The organism is Pseudomonas sp. MF6767 (genome assembly GCF_016405475.1).
In the GTDB taxonomy this organism is placed as follows: Bacteria; Pseudomonadota; Gammaproteobacteria; order Pseudomonadales; family Pseudomonadaceae; genus Aquipseudomonas; species Aquipseudomonas paracarnis.
Genome location: NZ_JAEKCY010000001.1, coordinates 500,437 through 513,428, shown reverse-complemented (window position 1 = coordinate 513,428; position 12,992 = coordinate 500,437). Strand labels below are relative to the sequence as shown.

The following is a 12,992-nucleotide window of genomic DNA, read 5'->3' as shown; positions in this document are numbered from 1 at the left end:
GAAAGGTAGAAGTCTGTGAAACAGAACTCCCTGAATGGATGGTTCAAGAGCGGCGCCCCCGGCGTCTGGATCAGCGGTGGCGCGGTGTCCATCGCGGTCATCATGACCATTGGTTTGCTGGCTGTGATTGCGGTGCGGGGCCTGGGCCATTTCTGGCCGGCCGACCTGATCCAGGCGAACTACAACGTGCCAGGCCAGGCCAACCACATCGTGATCGGCGAAGTGGTCCAGAAAGAAGAAGTGCCGCGTGAGCGCCTCAAGAGCGCTGGCCTGCCGGTGCCCGACCAGGGCCCGGAATTCATGACCCGTGAGCTGATCAAGGTCGGCAACCGCGACCTGAACGGTAACGACTTCACCTGGATTGTCGGTGAGTGGCTGAAGGACCAGACCAAGCCTGCGAACCTGATGGCCATCGAGCGTCGTGAGTGGGGCAACTTCTACGGCACCCTGGTCAACGTCAAGCAGGACGGCAAGGTGATTGCCGAAGGCGAGGCCGCGTGGCCTGAGCTGCAAGCCCGCGTGGACCGCGTGAACAAGCTGGCCGCTCAGCTCAAGAGCCTGGAAAAAACAGATATTGGCGCGATCAACGCAGGGCTGGAGCGCATCCGCTTGCACGGTCGCAAACTGGAACTGGAAGGCAAGCTCGACGCCGCCGCCCAGGCCGACATGGACGCCGACCGCGCCGAGCTGAACGCCCGCTACCAGGACATCGAAGCGCGTCTGGCCGACCTGCATGCACAGTTCAACCGCGACGCCCTGACGGCGCGTGACGGCAACGGCAAGGAAGTGGAAATCGGCATCGGCAAAGTGGTGCACGCCTACCAGCCGAACGCCATGGGCACGATGACCAAAATCGGCTTCTACTTCAGCAAGGTCTGGGAATTCCTCAGCGATGACCCACGGGAAGCCAACACCGAAGGCGGGATCTTCCCGGCCATCTTCGGCACCGTGATGATGACCCTGATCATGGCAATGATCGTGACCCCGTTTGGCGTACTGGCCGCGGTGTACCTGCGTGAGTACGCCAAGCAGAACACTTTGACCCGCATCATCCGCATCGCCGTGAACAACCTGGCCGGCGTACCGGCCATCGTCTACGGCGTGTTCGGCCTGGGCTTCTTCGTGTATGTACTGGGGGGCTCGGTAGACCGTTTGTTCTTCGCTGAAGCGCTGCCTGCGCCGACCTTCGGTACGCCGGGGTTGCTCTGGGCTTCGCTGACCCTGGCGCTGCTGGCGGTGCCCGTGGTGATCGTGGCCACCGAAGAAGGCTTGGCGCGGATTCCTCGCACCGTGCGTGAAGGCTCCCTGGCGCTCGGCGCGACCAAGGCGGAAACGTTGTGGAAGATCGTGCTGCCAATGGCCAGCCCGGCGATGATGACCGGCATGATCCTCGCCGTGGCCCGTGCCGCGGGTGAGGTGGCACCGCTGATGCTGGTGGGTGTAGTGAAGCTGGCGCCGTCGCTGCCGCTGGATGGCAACTACCCGTACCTGCACCTGGACCAGAAGATCATGCACCTGGGCTTTCATATTTATGACGTCGGCTTCCAGAGCCCCAACGTCGAAGCCGCACGGCCGTTGGTGTACGCCACCGCCTTGCTGCTGGTACTGGTGATCGCCACGCTCAACCTGTCGGCAGTGTGGATTCGTAACCACCTGCGCGAAAAATACAAAGCGCTGGACAGCTAATGCGATCCAATGTGGGAGCTGGCTTGCCTGCGATGGCATCACCGCGGTTTTACTGCAATACCGCGCCACCCGCATCGCAGGCAAGCCAGCTCCCACAGGGCTCGGTGTCAGGCACAGAATTTGAGTAAGCCGCCCCGGCGGTTCAACGAAATGAATTGGTAGCACAGGGAGCATCCCATGCAACACGAAACCCAATCCCACGGCATCAACATGTCTGCCCTGGGTCGCGACAAGCAGAGCCTGAGCCTGGCCCAGGAAACCGTGGCCATCGAAGTCCCCGGCCTGAGCCTGTACTACGGCGACAAGCAGGCGCTGTTCGATGTCAGCATGAACATCCCCAAGCAACGCGTGACCGCCTTCATCGGCCCGTCGGGCTGTGGCAAGTCCACGTTGTTGCGTACCTTCAACCGCATGAATGACCTGGTGGACGGTTGCCGTGTAGAAGGTGCAATCAACCTCTACGGCACCAATATCTACCGCAAGGGCGAAGACGTGGCCGAGCTGCGTCGCCGCGTGGGCATGGTGTTCCAGAAGCCCAACCCGTTCCCCAAGACCATCTACGAAAACGTGGTCTACGGCCTGCGTATCCAGGGCATCAACAAGAAACGCATCCTCGACGAAGCGGTTGAGTGGGCGCTCAAGGGCGCGGCATTGTGGGACGAGGTCAAGGACCGCCTGCACGAATCGGCACTCGGCTTGTCCGGCGGCCAGCAGCAGCGCCTGGTGATCGCCCGTACCATCGCCGTAGAGCCGGAAGTGTTGCTGCTCGACGAACCGTGCTCGGCGCTCGACCCGATTTCCACCTTGAAAGTCGAAGAGCTGATCTACGAGCTCAAGTCCAAGTTCACCATCGTCATCGTGACCCACAACATGCAACAGGCGGCGCGGGTTTCCGACTACACCGCATTCATGTACATGGGCAAGCTGGTGGAGTTCGGCGATACCGACACCCTGTTCACCAATCCGGCGAAGAAGCAGACCGAAGACTACATCACCGGTCGCTACGGCTAGGAAGCTGTGGTTCTGATTGCACTGACGCTGCGGTTCTCCGCACCTTACCGGACGCTCCAAGGACGCCAACATGATTAGCAAAGAAGGCCTTACCCACCACATCTCCGCGCAGTTCAATGCCGAGCTTGAGGAAGTGCGCAGCCACCTCCTGGCGATGGGCGGGCTGGTGGAGAAGCAAGTCAATGATGCGGTCACCGCGCTGATCGAGGCCGACTCGGGCCTGGCTCAGCAAGTGCGTGAGATTGACGAGCAGATCAACCAGATGGAACGCAATATCGACGAAGAGTGCCTGCGCATTCTTGCCCGCCGCCAGCCAGCGGCCTCGGACCTGCGTTTGATCATCAGCATTTCCAAGTCGGTGATCGACCTGGAGCGCATTGGCGATGAAGCCACCAAGATTGCCCGCCGCGCCATCCAGCTGTGCGAAGAGGGTGAGGCGCCTCGTGGCTACGTGGAAGTGCGCCATATCGGCGATCAGGTGCGCAACATGGTGCGCGATGCCCTCGACGCCTTCGCCCGCTTTGACGCCGAGCTGGCATTGTCGGTGGCGCAGTACGACAAGATCATCGACCGCGAATACAAGACTGCGCTGCGCGAGTTGGCCACCTACATGATGGAAGATCCGCGTTCGATCTCGCGGGTCTTGAACATTATCTGGGTGCTGCGCTCCCTGGAGCGTATCGGTGACCACGCGCGCAATATCTCGGAATTGGTGATTTATCTGGTGCGCGGTACCGACGTCCGGCACATGGGCCTAAAGCGCATGAAGGCCGAAGTTGAAGGCACTGCTGATCTAATCCCTAATGTTCCGGGCGAATCTGACGATAAGTAAGGTTGCCCGAGAAATTAACGCCCGGCCTCTGGCCGGGCGTTTTTGTTTGCGGCATCTGAATTTTTTGCACAGCAGGCGCCATAAAATCCTTCTGTGACCCGCGAGTTTTGGCAAAATGCCATCAGTCAGGCGTTTTGCAGACGTTTTTATAGGATGAAGGGTCGATGAGTAAAGTCAGTGTGTTGGTGGTGGATGACGCCTCGTTTATTCGCGACCTGGTGAAGAAGTGCCTGCGTAATTACTTCCCCGGGATCAAGATCGAAGATGCGGTGAACGGCAAAAAGGCGCAATCCATCCTCATGCGCGAAACCTTCGACCTGGTGCTGTGTGACTGGGAAATGCCGGAAATGTCCGGCATTGAGCTGTTGACCTGGTGCCGCGAGCAAGCGCACCTGAAGGCCATGCCGTTCGTGATGGTGACCAGCCGTGGCGACAAGGAAAACGTGGTGCAGGCGATTCAGGCGGGGGTTTCCGGCTACGTCAGCAAGCCGTTCACCAACGAGCAGTTGCTGAACAAGGTCAAGCAGGCCCTGCACAAGATCGGTCGCCTCGATGCGCTGATTGCCAGCGCGCCGACCAAGATGAACTCAGCCTTTGGCAACGATTCCCTGAGCGCCCTGACCGGCGGCAAACCCGAAGCGGTCAAGCCGGCCCCGGTGGCGGCGCCCAGCAAAGGTCTGCTCAATACACCGCCAGCCAAGGCCCCCGCAGCAGCGGCGCCGACGGGCAGTCGCGGTCAGGGCCAGTTGCGCCTCGCAAGCGGCACCCAGCAATGCGTGATCAAGGCCCTGAGCATCAAGGAAGCGTTGCTGGTGGTAAAGCGTGGCGAGGTCCTGCCACAAGTACTGGAAAGCGCCGTGCTCGACCTTGAACAGGGCGACAACGCCGAAGTCGCACGGCTCAACGGCTACCTGCACGCCATCGTCGCCTACGAGCCCAAGCCCGACAGCGACTGGTTGCAACTGACCTTCCGCTTTATCGACCAGGATGCGCAGAAGCTGGACTACATATCCCGCCTGATCGCCCGTGGCACGGCGCAGAAGCATTTCGTGCCGGGTGCGTGAAGCACCGCGACGCCTATCCCCTGTAGGAGCGAGCTTGCTCGCGAAAAACGCCAACGATAACGCGTGCTTCCTGAATAAACGCGGCGCCTGTGAGTTTTTCGCGAGCAAGCTCGCTCCTACAGAGGGCGACTGGTCTACAGTCAGTCCAGCAACAGCACCTTGGCCAACACGATCTTCGGCCCTTTCATCTTCTTGATGATGATCCGCAAGCCTTCAACTTCCAGCACTTCTTCTTCTTCCGGCACGCGCTTGAGCGTGTCGTAGATCAGGCCGGCCAGGGTTTCGGCTTCGATGTGGTCCAGGTCGACGCCCAACAGGCGTTCCACCTTGAACAACGGCGTGTCGCCACGCACCAGCAGTTTGCCGGGCTGGTAGGCGAGGATGCCGCGCTCGGCCTTGCGGTGTTCGTCCTGGATATCGCCCACTAGCACTTCCAGCACGTCTTCCATGGTCAAGTAGCCGATGATCTTGCCGTCAGCTTCCTCTACCAGGGCGAAGTGCGCGCCGCCTTTGCGGAACTGCTCCAGCAGTTGCGACAACGGCATATGCCGCGATACGCGTTCCAGCGGGCGGGTCAATTCGGCCAGGTTGAACGATTCGGGGATATGGTCCAGGGCAGCCAGTTCCAGGAGCAAATCCTTGATGTGCAGCAAGCCGACAAACTCGTTGCGCACCGCGTCATACACCGGGTAACGGCTGAATTTATGGCGACGGAACAGCGCGAGGATTTCCTTGAGCGGGGCGTTGAAGTCCAGGGTCACCAGGTCTTCCCGGGAGTTGGCCCAGTCCACTACTTCCAGCTCGCCCATTTCCACGGCGGAGGCGAGGACGCGCATGCCTTGGTCGCTGGGGTCCTGGCCACGGCTGGAGTGCAGGATCAGCTTGAGTTCTTCGCGGCTGTAATGGTGCTCATGGTGCGGGCCAGGCTCGCCTTGGCCCGCGATACGGAGGATGGCGTTGGCACTGGCGTTGAGCAGGTAAATGGCCGGGTACATCGCCCAGTAGAACAGGTACAGCGGCACGGCCGTCCACAGCGACAGCAGCTCGGGTTTGCGAATCGCCCAGGATTTGGGAGCCAGTTCGCCGACCACGATGTGCAGGTAGGAAATCACGAAGAAGGCGGCAAAGAACGACACGCCCTTGATCACTTCCGGCGACTGCACGCCGACCGCGCCCAGCATCGGCTCGAGGATGTGCGCAAAGGCCGGCTCACCGACCCAGCCCAGGCCCAGGGACGCCAGGGTGATACCCAGCTGGCAAGCCGACAGGTAGGCGTCGAGCTGGCTGTGCACGGTACGCAGGATCTGCCCGCGCCAGCCGTTCTTATGGGCGATGGCCTCGACGCGGGTGGCGCGCAGTTTGACCATGGCAAATTCCGCCGCAACGAAGAAACCGTTGAGCAGTACCAGGATCAGTGCAAAAAGAATCATGCCGAAATCGGCGAAGAGTGTAGCGAGGGTAATGCCAGGGGAAGGGTCCATGATGGGGTTTTGCAGGTTCCGTGTGTTCAATAGGGGTGACAGGGTGGGCCTGAAAGGCAGGCGCAAGTCGGCCAATGTAGCGGCTGACGGGGCGCTTGCCTAGTGCCCGCTGCCGGGCGGGGCTGCAAAGTCGTGTCGCAGAACCCGTGTGGGAGCTGGCTTGCCTGCGATGGCGGTCTGCCTGCTACCGATAATTTGGCTGACCCGCCGTCATCGTAGGCAAGCCAGCTCCCACAGTGGGCCGTGCTCACTTCCGCTTAATCATCGGCCTCGACCGCTCGCGAACGGTTTACCTGCGCCGGCGGAAAATGACAGGTAAAGGTACTGCCATGCCCCAGCACGCTGCTTATTTCCAGGCGGGCCCGATGGCGCAGCAGCACATGCTTGACGATGGCCAGGCCCAGCCCGGTGCCGCCGGTGTTGGAGTTGCGGCTGGAGTCGACACGGTAGAAGCGCTCGGTCAGGCGCGGCAGGTGCTTGGCGTCGATACCGATACCCGAGTCCTGCACACTCAGGTGCGCGCCGTGCTCGTCGGCCCACCAGCGAATGCGGATATTGCCCTTGTCCTGGGTGTACTTCACCGCGTTGAACACCAGGTTGGAGAATGCACTGCGCAATTCGCCTTCACTGCCCTTGAGCAATACGGTTGGGTCGGCCTCCAGCGTGATCTGCTGCCCGCGTTCGCCCGAGAGGGCCTGGGCATCGTTCTTGATCGTCTGCAACAGGCTCTGCACCGCCACGGGGTGGTTGTCCGAGGGGTAGTCCGTGGCTTCAAGCTTGGCCAGCAACAGCAGGTCGTTAAGCAGGGTTTGCATGCGCGAGCCTTGCACTTGCATCTGCTGCAGGGCGCGGCTCCAGCGCGGGTTGATCTCATCGACATTGTCCAGCAACGTCTCCAGGTAGCCGCAAATCACCGTCAAGGGCGTACGCAGCTCATGGGAAACGTTGGCGACGAAGTCTTTGCGCATCTGTTCCAGCTGGTGAATACGGGTCACATCACGTACCAGCATCAAGTGCTCGTTGTTGCCGTAGCGAGTCAGGTACAGCTGGATGCGCACGCGGTCGTTGGTGGGCGAGGGGATTTCCAGGGCTTCTTCGTAGTTGTCCTGCTCGAAGTATTCCTTGAAGCGCGGGTGACGCACCAGGTTGGTCACCGGCTGGCCGCTGTCCTGGGGCGTCTTGAGGCCCAGCAGAGTCTCGGCGGCACGGTTCCACCATTCCAGGTTGCCGTCGCTGTCGAGCATGATCACCGCGTCCTTGAGCGCGGCGGTGGACTCCTGCACCCGGTCGATCACCGCTTGCAGGCGCCCGCGTACCCGTTGGTCGCGGCGCTGCAGGTGGTAGATGCTGTCGAACACCTCGCCCCACAGGCCATAGCCATCGGGGGGGGCCTCATCGGGTTTGTGCTGGCGCAGCCATTCATGCAGGCGCAGCAATTGTTTGAGGGTCCAGCCCAGGTACAACGCGATGCCGGCGGCCAGGCTCCAGCCGTAATAGCCACTGATCAGCCCGACCAGCAGGCAGGCAGTGATCAACAGAAGCATGTGGCGGATCAGGGTGCCATGCCAGTTCTGGTTCACTTAAACATGCGTCCTTGTCAGCTGTTAAGGGAGGAGGACTGGCTCAGCCTTTGGTAGAAAACCGATAGCCGGTGCCGCGCACGGTTTGTACCAGATTCTCGTACGCGTCGCCCAAGGCTTTGCGCAGGCGGCGGATATGCACGTCCACAGTGCGCTCTTCCACATAGACGTTGCCGCCCCATACCTGGTCGAGCAGTTGGCCACGGGTGTAGGCGCGCTCCTGGTGAGTCATGAAGAATTGCAGCAGGCGGTATTCGGTCGGCCCCATCTCCGCGGGCTTGCCGTCGATGGTCACGCGGTGGCTGATCGGGTCCAGGATCAAGCCGTCGACTTCGATAGGCGCTTCGCCATCGGTCGGGCCGGCGCGGCGCAGCACGGCTTTGAGGCGCGCCACCAGTTCCCGTGGGGAAAACGGCTTGGTGATGTAGTCATCGGCGCCCACTTCCAGGCCCTGGATCTTGTTGTCCTCTTCGCCCTTGGCGGTGAGCATGATGATCGGGATATCCCCGGTCAGCTCGTCACGCTTGAGACGGCGGGCCAATTCGATGCCCGAGGTGCCGGGCAGCATCCAGTCGAGCAGGATCAGGTCCGGCTTGCGGTCGACGATAATGGCGTGGGCCTGCTGGGAGTTCTCCGCCTCCAGGCAGTCATAGCCGGCCATTTCCAACGCGACGGCGATCATTTCGCGAATGGGCGCTTCGTCGTCAACGATCAGAATGCTCCTGCCAACCATGCTCAATCCTCTTGTCATTTAACTGTCTTGCGCCGCATTAGATAACGGAATTATTGCAGTCGTGTGACAGTAATTTAGTCGCTTGGGCAATTAACGGCACTCTGGACTACCCTTTGGGTCCGAATCCTGACAACCACAAAAGGAAGGTTCCGATGACTTACAGCACTGTTTCCTGGAAAACCCTGCTGGTATCTGCGGTGTTGACGCTGCCAGGGTTGGCGTTTGCGGCAGAGCCGGCGATGACTAAAGATGGGATGTTGGTGGACCACAAGGGCATGACGCTCTACACCTTCGACAAGGACGCTGATGGCAAATCAGTGTGCAAGGACCAGTGCGCGACCAACTGGCCACCGCTGAAGGCAGAGTCCACCGACACCAAGACCGGCGATTGGACGGTGATCACCCGCGACGACCAGACCAGCCAGTGGGCCTACAAAGGCAAGCCTGTCTACACCTACAAGGACGACAAGAAAGCCGGTGACAAGACCGGTGATGGCAAAGGTAGCGTCTGGCACATCATCAAGCCTTAAGTCTGCGGCGCTGCTGAGTCCATCGAGGGCAAGCCCCTCCCACATTTTTTTGATGTGCGAATACAATCAAAATGTGGGAGCTGGCTTGCCTGCGATGGCGCCCCAACAATCACCACAGAATCCTCAGCGAACCGCGTAATCCACCACGATCCCGACAAAAATCGCCAACCCCGCCCAGTGATTATGCAAGAACGCCTTGAAGCACTTCATGCGTTCCCTGTCCCGTGTGTACCAGAACTCCCAGACAAAACAGCCCGCTGCCGCCAGCAACCCGAGGTGGAACCACCCGCCCAGCTCGAACCGTGCGCCGGCCAGCAACAGGCACGCCAGCGCCAGGCCTTGCAGGGTGAGGATGATCACGCGGTCAGCGTCACCGAACAGAATGGCGGTGGATTTCACCCCGATCTTCAAATCGTCATCGCGGTCGGTCATGGCGTAATAGGTGTCGTAGCCCACCGTCCACAACAGGTTGGCGATGTACAGCAGCCACGCGGTGGCAGGCAAATGGCCGGTCTCGGCGGTAAACGCCATCGGCATGCCCCAGGAAAACGCTGCGCCCAGCACCACTTGGGGGTAATAGGTGTAGCGCTTCATGAACGGGTAGCTTGCCGCCAGTGCGAGGCCGCCCAGGGACAGCAGGATGGTGCTGGCATTGGTCAGCAGCACCAGCAGGAAACTGATGCCCATCAGCACGGCAAAAAACACCAGCGCTTCCTTCGAACTGATCTTGCCGCTAACCAGCGGGCGTTGCTCGGTGCGTTTCACATGGCCATCGACCTTGCGGTCGGCCCAGTCATTGATCACGCAGCCGCCGGCCCGGGTCAGTACCACGCCCAGCACGAAAATCACGATATTGATCAGTGACGGCGAACCCTTGCCGGCGATCCACAGGGCCCACAGCGTCGGCCACAGCAGCAGGTAGATGCCGATGGGCTTGTCCATGCGCGTCAACTGAATGAAATCCCAGGCCCTGGGGTTCAGGCGGTTCAAGGACTTGAGCAGACGTTGGTACATCAGCAGTTCTCCGGATGATCTTGCAGCGCGTGCCAGAAACTGGGCAGGAAGACTTCCGCCACCAGCACGCTCAGCGCCCCGCGGTCGAAGCGCGAGCGGCGCGCCCACAGATTATCGGCCTGGTCCGCTGTCGGCAGCCAGGCACGAGGGTAGTGACACACTTCAATGGCCTGGCGGGTAAAGGCGCGGTCGCAGAACAGCAACTCGCCCAGCGAGCGGCTGCCCAGTTCGTCCATGTGCAGCCCGTCGCCCTGCAAGGCACTGCGGGCCGCCACGCTGCGGGCGAACACCCAAGGCTGGCCGTGCCCGCGCAAATACACCTCGCGTACCCAACCGATACTGGCCGGCGGTAGGTCCAGGGCGGCGCATTCGTCGTCGCGCAACGGTTGCCAGCCTTCGAACAGCGGCGTCACGCTGAAACCCTCGTTGGACAGCCACGTCAGCCGTCGCGTCAGCGAGCCTTCGTCAAACAGCCAGTTGAGGGTCAAGGGCGTGGGCAAGGGGCTCAGAAGGCTCTGGGTCAGCCATTGGCAAGCATCGGGAAGGGCGATTGAGTGCGGCACGGTGAGTCAGTATTGGCAGCAAAAGAGGCGGCGAGCTTACCATGGCACCCTGGGCTTTTGCCGTGCCAAACCCGTCGTTTGCGTCGAACGTGCTTGCATCTGCCGGCCCCGATCAGTACAAAACGCCCTGAGCCGCGCGGCAACGCTGGATCCATCGACCGCCGGCCAACACGCCTGAACCTGAGGAAGCATGTAATGAAGAAGTGGCAATGTATCGTCTGTGGCCTTATCTATAACGAAGCGGACGGCTGGCCGGATGACGGTATTGCACCAGGCACTCTGTGGCAGGACGTCCCGGAAGACTGGCTGTGCCCGGACTGCGGCGTGGGTAAGTCGGACTTCGAAATGATCGAAATCGCGTAATCCCGAATTTAAGAAACGTACTACAAGGAGAAAGGAATGAACGCACCTGTCGTGATCATCGGCACAGGATTGGCCGGTTACAACGTCGCCCGGGAGTTTCGCAAGCTCGACAGCGAGACCCCGTTGCTGCTGATCACTGCCGATGACGGACGCTCCTACTCCAAGCCCATGCTCTCCACCGGCTTTGGCAAGAACAAGGAAGCCGATGGCCTGAGCATGGCCGAACCTGGCGCCATGGCCGAGCAACTCAAGGCCCAGGTGCGCACCCATACGCGCATCAGCGGCATCGACCCAGGCCACAAGCGCCTGTGGATCGGCGAGGAAGCGGTGAGCTACCGCGACCTGGTCCTGGCCTGGGGCGCAGAAACCGTGCGCGTACCGGTCGAAGGCGATGCGGCTGAGCTGATTTTCCCGATCAACGACCTGGAAGACTACGCGCGCTTTCGTGCCGCTGCTGCCGGCAAACGGCGCGTGCTGCTGCTTGGCGCTGGCCTGATCGGCTGTGAGTTTGCCAATGATCTGATCCTGGGCGGCTATGAAATCGACCTGGTCGCGCCGTGTGAGCAAGTCATGCCGACCCTGCTGCACCCGGCGGCAGCCGCAGCGGTGCAAGCCGGGCTGGAAGGCATCGGCGCGCGTTTCCACCTGGGCCCGGTGCTCAATCGCCTGCAACGCACGGCTGATGGCCTTGAAGCGCACCTGTCGGACGGTGAAGTGATCCACTGTGACCTGGTGGTGTCTGCCATTGGCCTGCGCCCGCGTGTAGACCTGGCCGCAGCGGCCGGCCTGCAAATCAACCGCGGGATCATGGTGGACCGCCACCTCAAGACCTCCCACGCCAATATCTATGCCCTGGGCGACTGCGCCGAGGTGGATGGCCTGAACCTGTTGTACGTGATGCCGCTGATGAGCTGCGCCCGTGCCCTGGCGCAAACCCTGGCCGGCAATGCCACGGCGGTGAGCTATGGACCGATGCCCATCACCGTGAAAACCCCGGTGTGCCCGCTGGTGGTATCACCTGCGCCACGAGGCACTGAAGGCGTCTGGAGTGTCGAAGGGCAGGGTGCCGACATCAAGGCCCTGTGCCGCGATGCCAGCGGCCGCCTGCTGGGTTACGCACTGACCGGCAGCGCTGTCATGGAAAAACTGGCGCTGAACAAAGAACTTCCGCCGTTACTGGCGTAAATACCACCCGTTCTGTCGCAAACATCACGTTCATACCCCGAGAAAGGCCGCCGCGAGACTGGCGCGGCGCCCGAGGGCATGCCATCCTCACTCCCGTCTGCCGCAGAGTAGAGCCTGCGGCGCCTTGGCGCTGCTCCACCAGAGAGCAGCACGGACATAACAACAAAAAACCGTCAAAGAGGCTTCACATATGCGTAAACCAGATCTCGCAGCCGCCATCGCTGAAAAAGCCGATCTCACCAAAGAACAGGCCAACCGCGTCCTCAATGCCGTCCTCGAAGAAATCACCGGCGCCCTGCACCGCAAGGACAGCGTCACCCTGGTCGGCTTCGGCACTTTCCTGCAACGCCACCGCGGCGCCCGCACCGGCAAAAACCCGCAAACCGGTGAGCCAGTGAAAATCAAGGCGAGCAACACCGTAGCGTTCAAGCCGGGCAAGTCGCTCAAAGACAGCGTCAACCCGTAAGTTAAGCGGTACCGTCTCGAAGGGAGGCGGGGCGGTAAAGAAGATGGGCACGCCGACTGGGTCGGGTGCCCATTTTTTGTTGGGTGCTGATGCGTATGCCAGATTAAGCCAGCTCGCCTAATCGCATTTTCAGAGCGTCGATTTGTTCCTCCACTGCGTTGATAACATCGGCACTGTCGCCCCACATATCAAGAAACCCCCATTCGTCATTGGGCGGATCAATCAGTTGGGTCAGTATTGAAATAGCCTGCTCGATCAGGGGTTTGAGTTGTGCCAGATATTCAGCTGGCCATATATAGGGGTTGCCTAGGGTTTGTAATAGATAACAGGCAGCCCTAAAGGCGTCATAACGTTCTTCAGCGGGATCAAACTGGCTGATTTCGTTGATCAAGACCGCAAAATTTTGTTGCTTCCAGAACTCCTGAAACCAGTCCGCGGCTTCATCGTTTTCCCAAGGGTTGTAATTCCAGGCGCCCATTTTTGA

Annotated in this window: 14 protein-coding genes; 8 read left to right on the top strand and 6 right to left on the bottom strand. The window is 60.7% G+C overall.

Annotated elements, in window-relative coordinates:
- Positions 1 to 15 precede the first annotated feature (15 nt).
- The 4 genes from pstA to JFT58_RS02360 all read left to right on the top strand — a co-directional run bounded on the left by pstA (position 16) and on the right by JFT58_RS02360 (position 4,593).
- Positions 16 to 1,686 (top strand): phosphate ABC transporter permease PstA, encoded by a 1,671-nt coding sequence (gene pstA / locus JFT58_RS02375; RefSeq protein WP_034129126.1) that lies wholly within the window; start codon positions 16 to 18, stop codon positions 1,684 to 1,686.
- A gap of 177 nt (positions 1,687 to 1,863) precedes the next feature.
- A complete protein-coding gene (gene pstB / locus JFT58_RS02370; protein ID WP_003195626.1) occupies positions 1,864 to 2,697 on the top strand; it encodes a phosphate ABC transporter ATP-binding protein PstB in 834 nt (277 codons plus the stop codon).
- A 70-nt stretch (positions 2,698 to 2,767) separates the two neighbouring features.
- Positions 2,768 to 3,529 carry a phosphate signaling complex protein PhoU gene (gene phoU / locus JFT58_RS02365; protein ID WP_034129125.1) on the top strand — a complete coding sequence of 254 codons (762 nt, stop codon included), beginning with the start codon at positions 2,768 to 2,770 and terminating at the stop codon, positions 3,527 to 3,529.
- Between the two features lie 164 nt (positions 3,530 to 3,693).
- Positions 3,694 to 4,593, top strand: a complete 900-nt coding sequence (locus JFT58_RS02360; RefSeq protein WP_034129124.1) for a response regulator — start codon at positions 3,694 to 3,696, stop codon at positions 4,591 to 4,593.
- Between the two features lie 140 nt (positions 4,594 to 4,733).
- Here JFT58_RS02360 and JFT58_RS02355 read toward each other — a convergent pair whose 3' ends face one another.
- The 3 genes from JFT58_RS02355 to phoB all read right to left on the bottom strand — a co-directional run bounded on the left by JFT58_RS02355 (position 4,734) and on the right by phoB (position 8,387).
- Complete coding sequence (locus tag JFT58_RS02355) at positions 4,734 to 6,074, bottom strand: hemolysin family protein (RefSeq protein ID WP_003195620.1); 1,341 nt, start codon at positions 6,072 to 6,074, stop codon at positions 4,734 to 4,736.
- 257 nt (positions 6,075 to 6,331) lie between these two features.
- Positions 6,332 to 7,618 (bottom strand): phosphate regulon sensor histidine kinase PhoR, encoded by a 1,287-nt coding sequence (gene phoR, locus JFT58_RS02350; protein WP_219857405.1) that lies wholly within the window; start codon positions 7,616 to 7,618, stop codon positions 6,332 to 6,334.
- Positions 7,619 to 7,697: 79 nt separating this feature from the next.
- A complete protein-coding gene (gene phoB / locus JFT58_RS02345; protein WP_003195617.1) occupies positions 7,698 to 8,387 on the bottom strand; it encodes a phosphate regulon transcriptional regulator PhoB in 690 nt (229 codons plus the stop codon).
- Between the two features lie 152 nt (positions 8,388 to 8,539).
- On the opposite strand from phoB, the gene JFT58_RS02340 reads away from it, so the two are divergent.
- The gene (locus tag JFT58_RS02340) at positions 8,540 to 8,917 is read left to right on the top strand and encodes a COG4315 family predicted lipoprotein (RefSeq protein ID WP_054896059.1); all 378 of its coding nucleotides are present in this window, start codon (positions 8,540 to 8,542) and stop codon (positions 8,915 to 8,917) included.
- Positions 8,918 to 9,040: 123 nt separating this feature from the next.
- Here JFT58_RS02340 and ubiA read toward each other — a convergent pair whose 3' ends face one another.
- Both ubiA and JFT58_RS02330 read right to left on the bottom strand, forming a co-directional pair.
- On the bottom strand, positions 9,041 to 9,931 hold the full coding sequence (gene ubiA, locus JFT58_RS02335; RefSeq protein WP_054896058.1) for a 4-hydroxybenzoate octaprenyltransferase: 891 nt from the start codon (positions 9,929 to 9,931) through the stop codon (positions 9,041 to 9,043).
- Positions 9,931 to 10,494, bottom strand: coding sequence for a chorismate--pyruvate lyase family protein (locus JFT58_RS02330; protein ID WP_034129121.1), 564 nt, complete (start codon positions 10,492 to 10,494; stop codon positions 9,931 to 9,933). Before JFT58_RS02330 ends, ubiA begins: the two co-directional genes overlap by 1 nt.
- 195 nt (positions 10,495 to 10,689) lie before the next feature.
- On the opposite strand from JFT58_RS02330, the gene JFT58_RS02325 reads away from it, so the two are divergent.
- The 3 genes from JFT58_RS02325 (at position 10,690) to JFT58_RS02315 (ending at position 12,508) form a co-directional block, all read left to right on the top strand.
- Positions 10,690 to 10,857: a rubredoxin gene (locus tag JFT58_RS02325; protein ID WP_014720509.1), complete on the top strand. Its 168-nt coding sequence runs from the start codon at positions 10,690 to 10,692 to the stop codon at positions 10,855 to 10,857.
- A gap of 36 nt (positions 10,858 to 10,893) precedes the next feature.
- Complete coding sequence (locus tag JFT58_RS02320; protein WP_054896057.1) at positions 10,894 to 12,042, top strand: NAD(P)/FAD-dependent oxidoreductase; 1,149 nt, start codon at positions 10,894 to 10,896, stop codon at positions 12,040 to 12,042.
- A 190-nt stretch (positions 12,043 to 12,232) separates the two neighbouring features.
- Positions 12,233 to 12,508, top strand: a complete 276-nt coding sequence (locus JFT58_RS02315; protein ID WP_003195589.1) for an HU family DNA-binding protein — start codon at positions 12,233 to 12,235, stop codon at positions 12,506 to 12,508.
- Positions 12,509 to 12,611: 103 nt separating this feature from the next.
- On the opposite strand, the gene JFT58_RS02310 is transcribed toward JFT58_RS02315, so the two are convergent.
- Positions 12,612 to 12,986 (bottom strand): DUF4259 domain-containing protein, encoded by a 375-nt coding sequence (locus JFT58_RS02310; RefSeq protein ID WP_044269929.1) that lies wholly within the window; start codon positions 12,984 to 12,986, stop codon positions 12,612 to 12,614.
- Between the last annotated feature and the right edge of the window lie 6 nt (positions 12,987 to 12,992).

Excerpts from the sequence above, each read along its gene's own strand:
- pstB (WP_003195626.1), top strand. The coding sequence starts at position 1,864 with ATGCAACACGAAACCCAATCCCACGGCATCAACATGTCTGCCCTGGGT.
- phoU (WP_034129125.1), top strand. The coding sequence starts at position 2,768 with ATGATTAGCAAAGAAGGCCTTACCCACCACATCTCCGCGCAGTTCAAT.
- JFT58_RS02360 (WP_034129124.1), top strand. The coding sequence starts at position 3,694 with ATGAGTAAAGTCAGTGTGTTGGTGGTGGATGACGCCTCGTTTATTCGC.
- JFT58_RS02355 (WP_003195620.1), bottom strand. The coding sequence starts at position 6,074 with ATGGACCCTTCCCCTGGCATTACCCTCGCTACACTCTTCGCCGATTTC.
- phoR (WP_219857405.1), bottom strand. The coding sequence starts at position 7,618 with ATGCTTCTGTTGATCACTGCCTGCCTGCTGGTCGGGCTGATCAGTGGC.
- phoB (WP_003195617.1), bottom strand. The coding sequence starts at position 8,387 with ATGGTTGGCAGGAGCATTCTGATCGTTGACGACGAAGCGCCCATTCGC.
- JFT58_RS02340 (WP_054896059.1), top strand. The coding sequence starts at position 8,540 with ATGACTTACAGCACTGTTTCCTGGAAAACCCTGCTGGTATCTGCGGTG.
- ubiA (WP_054896058.1), bottom strand. The coding sequence starts at position 9,931 with ATGTACCAACGTCTGCTCAAGTCCTTGAACCGCCTGAACCCCAGGGCC.
- JFT58_RS02325 (WP_014720509.1), top strand. The coding sequence starts at position 10,690 with ATGAAGAAGTGGCAATGTATCGTCTGTGGCCTTATCTATAACGAAGCG.
- JFT58_RS02320 (WP_054896057.1), top strand. The coding sequence starts at position 10,894 with ATGAACGCACCTGTCGTGATCATCGGCACAGGATTGGCCGGTTACAAC.
- JFT58_RS02315 (WP_003195589.1), top strand. The coding sequence starts at position 12,233 with ATGCGTAAACCAGATCTCGCAGCCGCCATCGCTGAAAAAGCCGATCTC.
- JFT58_RS02310 (WP_044269929.1), bottom strand. The coding sequence starts at position 12,986 with ATGGGCGCCTGGAATTACAACCCTTGGGAAAACGATGAAGCCGCGGAC.